Origin of the sequence: Candidatus Kuenenia sp. (assembly GCF_027493735.1) — a bacterium.
In the GTDB taxonomy this organism is placed as follows: domain Bacteria; phylum Planctomycetota; class Brocadiia; order Brocadiales; family Brocadiaceae; genus Kuenenia; species Kuenenia stuttgartiensis_A.
Window position 1 is genome coordinate 240996 of the sequence record NZ_JAOSKF010000001.1, and the last position, 15666, is coordinate 256661.

Genomic DNA, 15666 nt, shown 5'->3' on the forward strand with positions numbered 1-15666 from the left:
TAATGATGAATATGAGGGTGTAGATTGGATAGAAGAAAGTGAAAGGAAGTAGGTTGTAAGAAAAAAAAGGAATACCAATACTGAGTGAATGGGACACGGTGTAAAAACAAAACAACTTTACATCCAGCAGTTTCCAGACGCATGCAATGCGTCTCTACAAAAATATTTAAATTCCCAAACGTCAAATTTATAACCTGACCCCGCCGGAGGTTACATCTGGATTTGTCATTAAACCCTTTTTGAAATCACTGAACAAGATGTGGTACTTTTGACAGATGAAATGGTGGATTCGCTGTCGCTTAATCCACCCTACCTGCCGAAGCATTATTTAGATTGACGAAGTGGCGCTTCGCTCTCCATTCCGGTGGTGCAGAGTCCTGTCTGTACGTACAGCCAAGATGTCTGAACCACCAGAATAGATGGAATGGGCTTATTCTTTCAAAACTGCCCTTACAAAACCGTTGTTTGCGTCAAGGCGTTTTTTCGCCTCCGAAAAATCAATCCCCAGTTTCTGCATAACTATGGCAGCTTTTACATTGCCAAACGCCGCCTGCAGCAGCTTTTTAGCATCTTCACGCCCGATGCCTGTACATGTCATAATAATACGCTCGGCACGGTCGGTAAGTTTTGCGTTCATTGCCTTCAAATCTACCATAAGATTTTCGTAAACCTTACCAATTTTAATCATTGCAGTGGTTGTTAACATATTTAACACAAGCTTTGTCGCAGTACCGGCCTTCATGCGGGTAGAACCCGTTATTACCTCCTGACCCACAATCGGCCTGATAATAACGTCGATATCAAAACTTGGCATTATCTCAGGATTACAACAGATAAACACCGTTTTCGCATTTCGCTTTTTTGCCTCAAACAGTGCACCCGTAACATAGGGCGTCGTACCGCCGGTAGAAATACCCACAACAATATCACGGTGGTTCACCTCTCTTTGCTGGATATCCCTCGCCCCGTTTTCCGGGAAATCTTCCGCCCCTTCCACTGATTGAAATACCGCCTTTTCTCCGCCGGCAATGATCCCTGTAATCATATTGGGATCCGTACTAAACGTTGGTGGACACTCGGAAGCGTCCAATATGCCAAGCCTGCCGCTGGTGCCGGAACCAATATAAAATAAACGCCCTTTATTATTCATAAAGACGTCTACTATCAGGTCTACTGCCTTTGCAATATTTTCACGCTCCTTATACACTGCGGCAAATACTTTTGCGTCCTCTGCGTTAATTATGTCCAGAATTTCCAATGTGGATTTTTTGTCGATATCGGTTGAATTTGGATTTCGCTGTTCTGTCAGTAATTGTGAGCGATCATTTGTATTCATAGTATCCTTACCTGTTATCCGTAAAAAATTTATCAATATAAAATACAGAAGGAGTTATCTACGTTCCGGTGAAGGCGGAAGGAAATGCCTGTACGCGCGGGAAATGGTTTTCATTCAGATGCTGAATGCTTATCATAACTATGCCTGTGCTGGTTAATTCGGGTATTCTGCAACATGGTTTTTGAAATATAGCATCGATGTTGTTAATTGTCAAAGATATTTACAAAACGCATTGCCGCTGATATAAAGTATAGGTAACTTCTCAATTAATTGAGGTAAACACCCCCCTTGCCCCTTTTATTAATGGGGGGAAGACTGTAGAGTCGGCAGTCGGCAAATTGCAGACTGTGGACTGCGGACTGTTTGAGAAGTTAAAAGTATAGCGCAGGCAAATGCTTCGCTCCTACATTTCTAAAATCAGATTTTTTGTAACAATTTAGTATTTTGAAAAATTCCAACAATGTAGTGCGACGAGGTTCGTCGCATTGTTTTGAGTAGACCCTATTCCTTATCACACTACTTTTTTTGGTGCGACTAACCCCCGTCGCACTACAAATGAGTATTTCCAGTTTCAAAAGACTAAAGTGTTACGATTTTTTTAACTATATGATATGAGCTTGTCACTTAAATTAAAAAACGTGCCTGTGTCTCCCGGCGTTTATCTTATGAAAGATGCTAAACATAAGGTAATCTACGTTGGCAAGGCAAAGAATCTCAAAAACCGCGTTAGAAGCTACTTCCAGAAAGGAACCGGGGACAGACTTTACACGGAATATCTAATAAAGCACGTGGTTGATATTGACTTCGTGCTTACGGAGACTGAAAAAGAAGCCCTTATCCTTGAAAATAATTTTATAAAACAATTCAAACCCAAATTTAATATCAATTTACGTGACGACAAAAACTTCCTCTGCATCAAACTGGAAACCAACAAAGATTTTCCGTATCCGAAAGTCGTTCGCCAGAAGGAAGATGACGGCGCAATGTACTTTGGCCCCTATGCCTCCGCCAGGGCTGTCAGAGAAACACTACGGTACATTAATGACACAATCCCTGTCAGAAAATGCCGGGATAATGCGTTCAAAAGCAGGACAAAGCCGTGTCTTTATTATCAGATTCATAAGTGCCTCGGGCCTTGCTGCGGACTGATAGACCGTGCAGGTTACAAGACATTGATAGACCAGGTAATCCTTCTCTTAAAAGGCAAACAGGAAGACCTTATCAGCATTCTCCGGAAACAAATGTACGAAGAGTCGAAACAGTTGCGATATGAAAAGGCGGCAAAACTGCGCGACCAGATACAGTCCATCGAACAAACCGTTGAGAAGCAGAGGATCAATTCCCTTACCTTTATCGACCGGGACGTCTTTGGTTATTACCTTACAGATAATGATGTATATATTGAAGTAATGTTTATCCGCTCAGGCAATATGGAAGACATCGCTTCCTATCGTTTATCAATAAACCATACTACAATCGAAGAGGTATTTCGTTCATTTTTAAATCAATTTTATAGTCAGACCCGATTTATCCCTTCTGAAGTTATCATACCGGTTAATTCCCCGGATGCTGTTTTGCTGGAAGAGTGGCTTACCGAAAGAAAGGGGAAAAAGGTTTCCGTGTTTTGCCCGAAACGCGGTGATAAATTACGTCTTATTGAAATGGCGCAAAAAAATGCGATGAATGCCTATAAGGTATCGCAGACGCAGGACGATAATTATTCACGCACATTACAGGCGCTGAAGGATGTTATCGGACTGAGAAACCTGCCGGAACGTATAGAGTGTTTTGATATCTCCAACATTTTTGGCAAACAAGCGGTAGGTTCAATGGTAACGTTCAAATGCGGCATGCCTGACAAATCGAAATATAAACGCTTCAGGATAAAAACAGTAGACCAGATAGACGATTACGCAATGATGCATGAAGTATTATTACGCAGGTATAAAAGGGCAGTCGAAGAGGGAGATTTGCCGGATCTCGTTATGGTAGACGGGGGGAAGGGACAATTGGGCGTTGCGCTCAGGGTGTTTGAAGAACTCGCAATAAATGATACGGACCTTCTCGCATTATCAAAAGACAGAGGAAAAAGCGGTATTCCTAAGGGAGAGCAGGGGGAACAAGTCCACGCCCCCCACATACCTCATCCGATACTCCTTCCGTCTTCATCCCCCGTCCTCTTATTCCTTGCCAAAATTCGTGATGAGGCGCACCGGTTTGCCATTGCCTATCACAGAAAACTTCGTGACAAAGAGTATTACAAATCGCCCCTCGATGAAATCCCAGGCATCGGCATTATCAGAAAAAAAGCGCTGATAAAACGCTTTGGAAGCATTGAAGGCATTCGAAACGCCACAATAAACCAATTAACAGAAATAGGCAAATTACCGGCAAAACTGGCAAATGAAGTTTATAATCATTTTCACAGTGCGGCAAAGACGTGATTTTAGAATTTAAAATCGTACATCGTAAATCTAAAGTTGTATGTATAAATCCTTTCATGTAAAATGCATTTTTAAGAAATGTTTCAATAAAACAAAACAGCAGGGGGAAATGTTCAATACCAGGTTCTTTTCATTGGGATTTTGTATTTTGGAATTCGTTTTGTATTTCGTGCTTCGTGTTTCGTGTTTTTTATCTCATACCTGTTTGGTACTGGCTATGCCAGCTTTAGGAAGCAACATTAAATGACTACTGCGGAAATCATTGCCATAGGCACGGAAATCGCTCTCGGTCAAATAGCCGATACGAATACCCGGTATATTGCGGAAATGTTGACTAAAAACGGGATTCATGTCCTTTTTGCCACAGCAGTCCGCGATGATGCTGAATTATTAAGATCCGCACTTAATATCGCCAAAGACCGGGTACGGCTGATTATCACAACCGGCGGCCTCGGCCCAACAGAAAACGACCTCACACGCGAAATAGTATCAGATCTCTTTAACATGCCATTAATACCCAGCGGTGAATCATATACCAACAAGCCACAATGCGCAGACACATTGCACGAAGGCACAAAAAAAATAAAATCAATCCCCTCCGGCGCCCTTATCATTCCCAATGATCACGGAACGGCGACAGGCTTTGCAATTAACTATAATGAGACAGATATCGTATGCCTCCCCGGCGTACCGGGAGAAATGCGACAAATGCTTAACTCCTATTTGAAAATATATAAAGCGCGGCATTTGACTGACGATACGTGTATCGCAACAAGGCAATTTCATACATTTGGAATGCCTGAATTTGAAATAAACAAACTCATTAGGGAATCCGGCGTTATTAATAATTCAATAAAAATAATGACGTTGGTTCATGACGGTATTGTTACTATCAATGCATTCACTACGTCCCTTGTCAAAGAAGATGCCCTGCAGAAGCTGGACGCCGCAGAGGCAGCCTTAAGGAAAACACTTGGGCAGGCGGTTTTTGGAACGGATGACACAAGTCTCGAATACGCCGTGTATGAGCTTTTAAAACAAAAGAATGCAACTCTCGCGGTTGCGGAATCCTGCACCGGAGGGCTCGTCTCTGACAAACTTACCAATATCCCCGGCATATCCGATTATTTTCCGGAAGGAATCGTCGCATACAGCAACAAAGCAAAGATAACTATTTTACACGTACCGGAATTATGTATTGCAACGCATGGGGCAGTGAGTCCTCAAGTGGCGGAAGCAATGGCAAAGGGCGCCAGAAAGGTCTCTGAAGCAAGCATCGGCATTGGAATCACCGGCATTGCAGGGCCAGGCGGAGGCACAGACAAAAAACCCGTCGGACTGGTTTACATTGCAATTACAGGTGATAATTTTACCGAAGTAAAAAAATGCCAATTTCACGGCACAAGGATTTCCAACAAACATTTTTCAGCAAACACAGCGCTTTATATGACACTACGCTTCTTACAAAACCATAAGGTGGATTAAACAGGTATGAATAACTATCTCATCATTGTATTGTCAGCATATATCTTTGTGGTAATTGCGGGGTACTGGCTAGATTACCTTAATCTTTCCCACTTAAAGAAACATGGGAACAAAATCCCTCCGGACTTCGAGGGCTACATAGACCAGGAATTACTCAATAAGACGCAAAGGTACGTTATTGAAAACACAAAGTTCAATTTTGTAAGTTCTCTCTTCCATAACGCAATTCTGCTGGCCTTTCTATTTGGCGGTTTGCTTGATAGTTACAACTCATGGATTGTATCTTTGAAAATGCCCTTCATTGTATCAGGGTTAGTCTTCTTCCTGATACTGCTTTATGCAGATACCGTTTTGATGATTCCCTTCAAACTGTACCATACATTTGTCATTGAGAATAAATATGGCTTCACAACCACAACAATGAAGCTATGGATAACAGACTTGTGGAAATCACTTTTAATAACAACCATCATGGTTTCTTTCATAATCGCAACGGGATTTTTCATCGTACAGGCCAGCCCTGGTTTATGGTGGTTCTGGATATGGTGCTTTTTCTTATTATTCAGCATTCTCATGATGTATATATTCCCGTATGTAATAGCGCCTATCTTTAACACATTTACTCCCGTAGAAGACGAATCGCTTCAAAAAGGGATAAGGGAACTTATGCAAAAGGTGGGCATTAAAGTAAAGAGCGTCTTCCAAATGGACGCATCAAAGAGAACGAAGCACACGAACGCCTATTTTACCGGCATTGGAAAAGTAAAAAGGATCGTTCTTTATGATACGCTTATCGGGCAGATGGAAAAAGACGAAATTATTGCAGTACTTGCACATGAAGCAGGACACTGGAAGAAAAAACATCTTATGAAACACCTTATTGTTTCTGAAATTATTGCAATTATTGTAATGTTTATTTCATTCAATATAATGCAGAAAGAAGGCCTGATACAGCTCTTCCAATTGAAGGAAAGCACTTTTTTTGCGAAGATTGTTATCATTGGATTTTTAGGCTCTATAGCAGCATTCCCCTTCAGCCCCCTTTCACACTATTTTTCCCGGAAACACGAATATGAGGCGGATGCGTTTTCTTATGAAATGACAAAGGACAATAAGAGCATGATAAACATGCTTGTAAAGCTCTCAAAGGATAATCTTTCCAATCTCTATCCACATCCACTCTACGCGGCTTTTCATTATTCCCATCCGCCGATATTGGAAAGAATACAATCGATCAGGCGAAGGAAGAATAAAGAATTAATTGATAGTTGATAGTTCATAGTTCATAGTTCATAGTTCATAGACCTTATTTCTTTCTCTATGAAACACCCTTGCAAAGCCAAAATTATTGGATTAAAATAAATCTCCAAACACTTTGTACAATCTTTCTCTGCAATATTACGAATAGCACGTTATGGCCTTCAGGCATTCTTATCCATTACGCATTAAACAACCGGGTATTTTTTTGTTTTGAATAAACATATTAATTTACTTCTGCTCGCAAGTGAAAATCTGTTACGGCACAGGGCAAAGACCGTTGTGGTATGTCTTTGTATAATAGCAATTGTGACGCCTTTTATTACCGCAATTTCCATTTCTGACGGAATACGTGCGCAATCCCTTGTCTCGGTTAACGAAGGAGGCGATCTCTACCTTACATTTGATGAATTCGGCAGAAACACCTCTGTTCCATTGAAATATCTGGAAGGAATCAGGCATATTTTCGGGGTTAAAAAGGCAGTGCCGCGCATTATCGGCAGGGCTTATTTTCAAAACAAACTGGCGGTAATCGTTGGAATCAGTGAAAAAGACGTCCCTGATTCCGTGTCGTGTATTTCCGGAAGGATGTTTGAAAACCCTGATGAAGTCGTCGTAGGCAACGAATTAGCCCGGCATTTTCAATTGCGCATTGGCGATCAGTTCAGCATGCGCGGACAGCAACGAAAGGTGTTTACTGTCGTAGGAATGTTCTCCGCAGACTCGGGCATTTGGGGTGCTTCCCTGCTCTTTATGTCTTTTAAAGATGCAGGGGAATTGTTCGGAAGGACTGACGTCGCCACGGACATACAAATATACAGCATCCCCGGGCACAATGCGGAGATAGCCACTGATTTGTATACGCTATTAATGAACGAACCTTACCGCTTGCAGGATAAACATATTATTGAACTATTTGTAAAAAAGGGATTTTTGCTGAAAGAAGGGCTTTTTACCGCATTATATGTTGTCGCCTTTGCCCTGGGCATACCTGCAATTCTTGTAGCATCAGGCTTCGGATTGTCGGACCGGAGAAAAGAGATAGGCATTATGAAAGCAACCGGATGGAATACGCTCGAAGTGCTGGAACTCATTACTTTTGAACAATTACTCATCAGCCTGCTAGGGGCGACCATAGCAATTATTGTATCAATCCTTTGGATCAGGGTATTCAACGGTGCGTTCATTGGTCAATTTTTCATTTCAGAAACAACCCTTTTGCCCAAGTTTAACGTGCCTTCGAAATTCCTTCCGCTGCCGCTTTTGCTGGGTTTTTTCTTTGCCTTTCTCTTAACCATGGTAGGGAGCATCTATTCCTCGTGGAGGGCTTCAACCGAATCACCGGTTGTTGCAATGAAATAATGATACGGATGGAAAACATACGCAAATGGTATAACGCTAACACAAAACACGAAGTACGTGCCGTAGAGGAGGTAAATCTCACTATCGCCAAAAATAGTTTTGTCGTACTGAAAGGGCCTTCGGGTTCTGGCAAGACCACATTGCTCAACATTATCGGGACGTTAGACAGACCAACTACCGGTAAAGTATTTATTAACGAAGAGGAAATCACCGCATTTTCCGATATCGCCCTTTCTGTATTGCGGCGCGAAAAGATCGGTTTTATCTTCCAGGATTTTATGCTTATTCCCAGACTACCAAGCTGGGAAAACGTTTCGTATCCGCTCATTCCTGTGGGGATTGGCACAAAAGAACGTTTCAAAAGGGCAAAGACACTTTTAGATATGATGGATCTGGGAGAGAGAGTGACCCATACACCGGAAGAACTCAGCGGCGGACAGCAGCAGCGCGTTGCAATTGCACGGGCGCTGATAAATAATCCCGGAATCATTATTGCTGACGAACCGACGTCTAATATTGATGAAGAAACATGCGTAAAACTGATGAATACACTGATTGAATTAAAAAACAGAGGCGCTACTATCGTTGTAGCAGCACATGACCCCCGTTTTAAGGAAATTGCGGATGAAACATTTACCATGAGAAATGGCAGGCTCCAATGATTATTAACATCTACACCATTATTATGTTGTTTATTGCTGCCGTTTCGCTCTCTCTGGGGGGGGTCCTCCTTTTCACAACACTCAGAGCGATTCTGGCATTTGATGCCCTTGTTCCATTAGAATCAAAAACAAAATATGAACAAAAAGGATACCTGATATTCCTGATAGCGTGCGTCGTCATCGGCATACGAATGCTTGCGTGGCCATGGTTTTACTTTATGCTCCAAAGCTTTGTGCCTGAAGTACCGGGTGCAATGTGCATATTTGGCGTAACGCAGATTTTACCCGCTACATCCGCTTTCCTTCAAATCATAAAACCCATTTCATTTTTCATCATGGGGGGGTGGATTTTTTGTTATTATGCGGATAAGGCGCATCCCACATCACCGTTCACCAGAAAAATATTGCTTTTTCTCATTCCCATATGCGTAATACTCTTTGTTGACAGCGGCGCTGACGTCTATTACCTGCTGTCAATGAAACCTCTTATATCTGTTTCCTGTTGCGCTACCTTCTTTGACGTTCCATTGCGCCCTTCCGCCATGATCCCCCAGGCCATATTCGGGGAAAATTTTGATAAGGCATTATTCCTTCTTTATTATTCTATAAACATTATCCTTATCATCCTGTTATTTTTCCCCCTTTCAAAAAGATGGAGACATTTGATACCTGTGTCAGACAAGACATTGCTTTATCTCCAATCGGGAACAGGTCTCCTAAACATTCCTGTTACGCTGCTCTCTTTCATTGAAATAATCGCACCGAAACTTATGCAACTCCCCTTTCACCATTGCCTGTATTGTTTTATAGGGAATGGCATAGTGCCGGATGCATCTATCATGCTTGGATTATTTATCATTGGCATTTTCGGCATCGGCTGGATAAACATACTACGTATTCTTGGTAAAAACTCTTCTTCGAAGCAGATAATTGAACTATTCACAGCACGGATAAACAGTTTATCCCTGTTTTGTTTGTTGACGTCATTATTAATGGTAACAATACACCTCGTTTTAACGTGATATGACAAAAAAATTCTGCTCAGGCATTGCCCTCTTTCTTATAATTGCAACCCTTGGGGTATTTTATCAAAAATATGTAAAATATCCCCGCTGCGATTATGATGGCTCTCCGGTTACGCCCATTTACGAAGTTGAAATCGTTCTGAAGGATAGCGGTATTAAAAGGTTTTGCTCCATCTACTGTGCCGTGCAATGGTTTAAAAAAAATAAACACGCTGTTGACCACGTTATTGTCACTGACGAAATACGCGGCAATAAGATAGATTCCTACATGGCACATTTTGTTGAGAGCGAACTCATTACCAATGAAACCAACGATAATCGCATCCACGTATTTCAACAAAGAGAATATGCGCAAATCCACATGGACAAATTTAACGGAAGGATTGTAGATGACCCCTTTGAACCGGATGAGTAATATGCCTCTGCAACAATCAGCAGTCGGCAAATTGCAGACTGCGGATTGAGGATTGAGAAAACAATTATGAAGGCTTTCCCTTTTTTCTTTAGACGAACCATCTTACTGTCATTAATAGAGAAAGAATCGACATGAAAGAAAATAACGATTTTGAACAAAGACGTGAACATCAACGAATAAACACCTGCATCCTCGTGATAATCAGCGCATATTATAATTCGCTCGAAGGGATGATATTAAACCTGAGTTGCGGGGGAGCACATTGCGTGTTAGAAGAATTTCTCCCTCTGAAGACAAAAGTACAAATAGCCTTCAAACTGCCAATGAGTACATTTGAATCTCATCAGTTACGATTACAGGGGACTGCCATTCGTATCGATCATTCCACCAAAACAAATGCATATGATAGTTATAAATTCGCCGTTCAGTTCGGCGAGGTACCCCCTTACGAAAGGAAGATTATAGAGGATTATATCGCAGAAAAGAAAAAGAACGACGATAATCAACTAAAAGATTTTATGAGATAGGACTATCCTCTTAACAGGCTGTCCTGGAATTTACTTTTTCGATGGGGTGCATTCCCGATTGTTTGTAAGCGTTCATGGAGTCGGGGCAAAACAACCCTGACAGGGTTTGAAACCCTGTCAGGGTTAACACTACTGCAACGTTTCATTAAAACATGGCGGAAATCACAAAAAATCGGGAATACACCCTTTTCGATGATACTTTAGTTTTTTGTTTGTTTTAAAGACTTTGAAGCAATAGGGTAAAATGACCTTGGTAGATTTGTGTTGCGTTAAACAACGATTGCCTCTACAATCAAACACAAGCTCTCGTCAGATTTCAAAAATTATCAACCTGCTAAAACCTGTAGTTAAAGCAAAAAGACAGCAATGCACGCCACAAAAGGTTATTAATTCCCCAGTATATGGAAACAAACGAAGCGAGGTTCTTTGAAAAGAGTGCCGCTTGTTTTGCTTAACTTCGGCATTTCTTTTGTAACCACGATAAGTATATTTACGAATCCACCATTTCGTCGTCATGGTGTAAGGTAAAGGGTAATTTTATACAAGGAGAACAGTCTGTGAAGAAATTGTTGGTATTAATGGTTTTGAGTTTATTCGTGTATAGTACTGCAAAGATAACCTCCGCATCAGCGGACATTTATGGGTATGTATATAATACCGACAACAAAGGTCTATCTAAGGTTAAGATATCTGCCAAAGACGATTATCGAGCCTATAGCGAAGAATCCTCCGGCAGCGGTAGTTATTCCCTTTCCCTGAAGGTAGGAACCTATACAATCAAATATGAGAAAGAAGGTTATCAAACGCAAACCAATGATATAAATTTACTAAAGAGGGAGAACAGATATTTAGAGATGATTAGAATGGTTGCAAGCCCGGAGCAGCAGACATTGCAATCAGCACCGGCTAATTAGTACCTTGCCAGTAATTTTTTTGCATTTTTTGCAAAATATTAACTGGTGAAATACGAAATGCTAAATACAAATCCACCCCCTGCACCCCCGCCAACGGGGGACATTCTCCCCCTTTGGCGGAGGTAAGGAGGGGTAGGATGTTGAAATTTGTTGCGTATTTAGAATTTCGTATTTTTTATTTCGTGCTTGCTGGAAAATACTCTGTAAGTAATAATCTTGTCTAAGAATTTTATCATCCGGCATCCGCGCAGGCTAGCTCCTGTGCTTTTTTGAGTGCTTCCTCTTTTGTTGTTATATTTCCATCAAGCTGTTCATCTTCAATCTTTGTCAGAATATGCTTAAATGCAGGACCCGGGGTTAATCCAATCGCAATAAGATCATGTCCGGTAATTAGTGGCTTTGGCTTAACCTCCTCCTTCGATAGTTTTTCAAACATCTCACGGCAAAAATAGTAGTCCGATAAATCGCCAGAACTCGCAAGGGCATCAATCCTGCATAATTCCTCAAGTTCTTTGTATGCTTCATGGGCAAAGAGCCGTTTCAGTTTGTTAAGCCTCATTTTCTTAGCATCTTTAAAACAAAGATGTTTCAAAACAAGCCAGATAATTCGTTCCTTATCGGCGTTGGAAGTCTTTAAACGATTGCAGATTTTAGCGGTAATATCAGCTCCTACTTTTTCATGCAAATTGAACCGAATGCGGTCTAGTTCCTGAAACGTCCGTGGCTTCCCGATATCATGCAGCAACACGCCCATTGCCAGCGTCCACGAAGGATTTTCCATTTTAGAAAGGCATAACAAAGTATGCGTAAAAACATCTCCCTCCGGGTGGAAATTTTCAGGCTGCCGGACTCCTTTCATTTCTGATACCTCAGGAAGTATTTCGCGCAAAAGGCAAAGCTCATCCAGCAGTTGAATCCCAAGATGCGGGTTTGGTCCGGTAATAATTTTTTGCAACTCTTCACGAATACGTTCTGCGCTGACTACATGAATCTGCGGCGCAAGGTTTATAATCGCCTGTCTTGTTTCCTCATGGATATGAAAATTAAACCGGCACGCAAAGCGGACTGCACGTATCATGCGCAACTTGTCCTCAGTTAACCGTTCAACAGGGTCGCCAATTGTCCTGATAATACCCGCGGCAATATCGTCCCTGCCTCCCACATAATCGAGCATTTCCTTTTTCACCGGGTCATACAACAGTCCGTTAATGGTAAAATCCCTACGCCTTACATCTTCTTCGGCAGTGCTGAAGGATACATAATCCGGATGCCGCCCGTCACTATAAGATTTTTCTGTGCGAAATGTAGCAACCTCAAAATTATGTCCATCTTTTACAACAACCACCACGCCATATTGCGTACCTACGGAAAAAGTTTTTTTAAAGAGATTCATAACGTCATGGGGAAGGGCATTCGTGGCAATATCGTAATCGGCAGATTCCCTCCTCATAATCATATCGCGCACACATCCGCCCGCAAAAAGGGCATCAAAACCTTTATCCTGCAATGTTTTTACAATTTCAATGGCATTCTGTTTTATGGGCATGTTTACTTATCATTACCTTCCATATATGCGGTGGACTGCGTGTTAATCGGTTCCGGCACCCGAAAAGCGGGATAGCTCAAGCGACCATGTTCGAGCGACGATAGCTGTGAAGCGAGTACTCCCTTTACAGCTATTACGCTCCAGCTAAATGAGGTGTTCATCGGCACGTGGTGGAAATTACAACTGCAAATTCCTCAGTCGCAGAGCGTTCATAATCACCGAAATGGAACTGAAGGTCATCGCCGCCGCCGCGATCATCGGCGAGAGCAGCCAGCCGGTGAATGGGTAGAGTACTCCCGCCGCAATCGGAATGCCGAGGACGTTGTAAACAAACGCGAGAAAGAGATTTTGCCGGATGTTTTGCATCGTCGCGCGGCTTAATGTTTTGGCCCTCAGAATGCCGCGCAAATCGCCTTTTAAAAGCGTGATGTCAGCCGACTGCATCGCCACGTCCGTGCCTGTTCCCATAGCGATTCCGACATCAGCCTGTGCCAGTGCTGGCGCGTCATTTACGCCGTCGCCAGCCATTGCCACGATTTTTCCCTGCGCTTGCAATTGTTTTACTTTGTCGGCTTTCTGGTCGGGCAGAATGTCGGCGAAAACCTGGTCAATGTTTAATTTCCGCGCCACCGCGCCGGCGGTTTTCGCGTTGTCACCCGTCATCATCACTACCTTGATTTTTTGCCGGTGCAGTTCGTTGATCGCTTCTCTGGCGGATTCTTTAATCGTATCCGCCACGCCGACAAGTCCGGCGGGTTCCCCGTCCACCGCCACAAACATTACGGTTTGACCTTCGAGGCGCAATTCGTCAGCTTTTCCGTCCGCCGGAAAGTCCACATTGTTGTCCTGCATGAGTTTGGTGTTGCCAACCAGAACTTTTTTGCCCTCAATCGTTCCAAAAATGCCTTTGCCGGTGACGGATTCGAAACTGTCGACCGCTGCTAATCGGACGTTTTCTTCTTCCGCGCCTTTGATGATGGCTGCCGCCAACGGATGCTCGCTTGATTTTTCGAGGCTGGCGGCGAAACGCAGAACGTCTTTTTCATCCACACCGGAAAGCGAAATCGTTTTTTGCAGGCGCGGTTTTCCTTCGGTCAAAGTTCCCGTTTTATCAACAACGATCACATTGACCTTTTCCAGAACCTCTAACGCTTCGGCTTTTTTGACCAGAACGCCGGCGCGCGCGCCGCGACCAGTACCTACCATGATGGACATAGGTGTCGCCAAACCGAGAGCGCACGGGCAGGCGATAATCAAAACCGAAACCGCCGCGACGAGCGCGTAAGTAAGCGAGCCTAAAATCAGCCAGACGATGAATGCCGCAATCGCCACCAAAATTACCGCTGGAACGAAATACGCCGAAACGACATCGGCAAGTCTTTGGATCGGGGCGCGCGAGCGTTGCGCTTCGCCGACCATGCGGACGATTTGCGCAAGCAGCGTGTCGCTGCCGACTTTTTCCGCCCGCATTAAAAGAGGGCGCCCGCCGTTAATCGTGCCGCCGATGACTTTATCGCCCACCTGTTTTTCAACCGGAATGGATTCGCCGGTAACTAATGATTCGTCAATCGCTGTTTCGCCCTGCAAAATCACACCGTCGGTCGGGATTTTTTCATTTGCGCGCACGCGTAGCGTCGCTCCGATTGGCACGTCCTGAAGCGCAATTTCTTCTTCCATGCCGCCATCTGAGACGACGATGGCCGTTTCGGGAGCAAGCTCTAAAAGTCCTTTTATCGCGCTGGAGGTTTGACTTCTGGCGCGCAGCTCTAAAACTTGTCCGAGCAAAACAAGCGTTGTAATCACCGCCGCCGCTTCAAAATAAACGCCGATCAATCCAGTGTGTTCGTCCTGCATTGAAGCCGGGAAAAAGTGCGGGAAAAACAGGGCGAAAAGACTGTAAAGATAAGCCGCGCCCGTGCCGAGAGCGATCAGCGTGAACATATTTGGACTGGCGTTTTTAACGGACGTCCAGCCGCGCTTGAAAAACGGAAATCCGCCCCACAGCACAACGGGCATCGCTAAAACGAATTGAATCCAAATTGAAATTTCAGGTGAAATAAACGAATGGAAATTCGGCAGCATTTCGCCCATCGCCAGAATAAAAACCGGAATGGTAAAAACGGCGCAAATCCAGAAGCGCCGCGTCATGTCAACGTATTCCGGGTCGGGCGCATCGTCCAGGCTAAATATTTTCGGCTCCAGCGCCATTCCGCATTTCGGGCAGGTTCCGGGGCCGATTTGCACGATTTCAGGGTGCATAGGGCAAGTGTATTCCGCGCTCGCGCTTTCCTCCGCTTGCTTTTCGTTTTTCTTCCCTTCGAGAAAATTTTGCGGGTTTTGCCTAAATTTGTTCAAGCAACCCGTCGAGCAAAAGTAATAAGTTTCGCCTTGAAAATCATATTTTCCTGCGGCGGTTTCCGGCGCGACCGCCATGCCGCAGATTGGATCAACGAGTTTTTCCGTTTCAAATGAATGATTTGCAGTCATTTTCCCCTCCTGTTCCATAAATCCTTGGCGCACACAAAGTAAGTTACAACCTTCGAGTAACTGTCAAGCCAAGCGAAGAATTTAGATAATCCCGTGGGTGCTTAAAGTTTCGGCTTCTTTAGCGCAGGCGCACGCAGCACAACGACAAGCTCACTGGCCTTCACCGTATGCCGCAGACGCACGGTGAAGGTCCGGTGTAGCAAAAT

General features: G+C 43.5%; 12 protein-coding genes. 9 read left to right on the forward strand and 3 right to left on the reverse strand.

Annotated elements, in window-relative coordinates; all coding sequences use genetic code 11:
• Window positions 1-430 precede the first annotated feature (430 nt).
• Complete coding sequence (gene murQ, locus M5U24_RS01080; protein WP_099326281.1) at window positions 431-1336, reverse strand: N-acetylmuramic acid 6-phosphate etherase; 906 nt, start codon at window positions 1334-1336, stop codon at window positions 431-433.
• 617 nt (window positions 1337-1953) lie between these two features.
• Between murQ and uvrC the strand changes: the two genes are divergently transcribed.
• The 9 genes from uvrC (at window position 1954) to M5U24_RS01125 (ending at window position 11427) form a co-directional block, all read left to right on the forward strand.
• Window positions 1954-3780, forward strand: coding sequence for an excinuclease ABC subunit UvrC (gene uvrC / locus M5U24_RS01085; protein ID WP_157820668.1), 1827 nt, complete (start codon window positions 1954-1956; stop codon window positions 3778-3780).
• Between the two features lie 243 nt (window positions 3781-4023).
• Entirely contained in the window at window positions 4024-5265 is a 1242-nt protein-coding gene (locus tag M5U24_RS01090) for a competence/damage-inducible protein A (protein ID WP_298201343.1), read from the forward strand.
• A gap of 6 nt (window positions 5266-5271) precedes the next feature.
• The gene (locus M5U24_RS01095) at window positions 5272-6537 is read left to right on the forward strand and encodes a M48 family metallopeptidase (RefSeq protein WP_099326278.1); all 1266 of its coding nucleotides are present in this window, start codon (window positions 5272-5274) and stop codon (window positions 6535-6537) included.
• Window positions 6538-6735: 198 nt separating this feature from the next.
• Entirely contained in the window at window positions 6736-7884 is a 1149-nt protein-coding gene (locus M5U24_RS01100; protein WP_099326277.1) for an FtsX-like permease family protein, read from the forward strand.
• Between the two features lie 8 nt (window positions 7885-7892).
• Window positions 7893-8546, forward strand: coding sequence for an ABC transporter ATP-binding protein (locus M5U24_RS01105; protein WP_230405683.1), 654 nt, complete (start codon window positions 7893-7895; stop codon window positions 8544-8546).
• The gene (locus M5U24_RS01110; protein ID WP_099326275.1) at window positions 8543-9568 is read left to right on the forward strand and encodes a hypothetical protein; all 1026 of its coding nucleotides are present in this window, start codon (window positions 8543-8545) and stop codon (window positions 9566-9568) included. The genes M5U24_RS01105 and M5U24_RS01110 overlap by 4 nt, the downstream gene beginning before the upstream one ends.
• A 1-nt stretch (window position 9569) precedes the next feature.
• A complete protein-coding gene (locus M5U24_RS01115) occupies window positions 9570-9986 on the forward strand; it encodes a hypothetical protein (protein ID WP_099326274.1) in 417 nt (138 codons plus the stop codon).
• 131 nt (window positions 9987-10117) lie between these two features.
• The gene (locus M5U24_RS01120; RefSeq protein WP_099326273.1) at window positions 10118-10513 is read left to right on the forward strand and encodes a PilZ domain-containing protein; all 396 of its coding nucleotides are present in this window, start codon (window positions 10118-10120) and stop codon (window positions 10511-10513) included.
• Window positions 10514-11070: 557 nt separating this feature from the next.
• On the forward strand, window positions 11071-11427 hold the full coding sequence (locus M5U24_RS01125; RefSeq protein WP_099326272.1) for a carboxypeptidase regulatory-like domain-containing protein: 357 nt from the start codon (window positions 11071-11073) through the stop codon (window positions 11425-11427).
• Between the two features lie 232 nt (window positions 11428-11659).
• Here M5U24_RS01125 and M5U24_RS01130 read toward each other — a convergent pair whose 3' ends face one another.
• Window positions 11660-12973: a CCA tRNA nucleotidyltransferase gene (locus M5U24_RS01130; protein ID WP_099326271.1), complete on the reverse strand. Its 1314-nt coding sequence runs from the start codon at window positions 12971-12973 to the stop codon at window positions 11660-11662.
• 177 nt (window positions 12974-13150) lie between these two features.
• A complete protein-coding gene (locus M5U24_RS01135) occupies window positions 13151-15460 on the reverse strand; it encodes a heavy metal translocating P-type ATPase (RefSeq protein ID WP_099326270.1) in 2310 nt (769 codons plus the stop codon).
• Window positions 15461-15666: the final 206 nt, after the last annotated feature.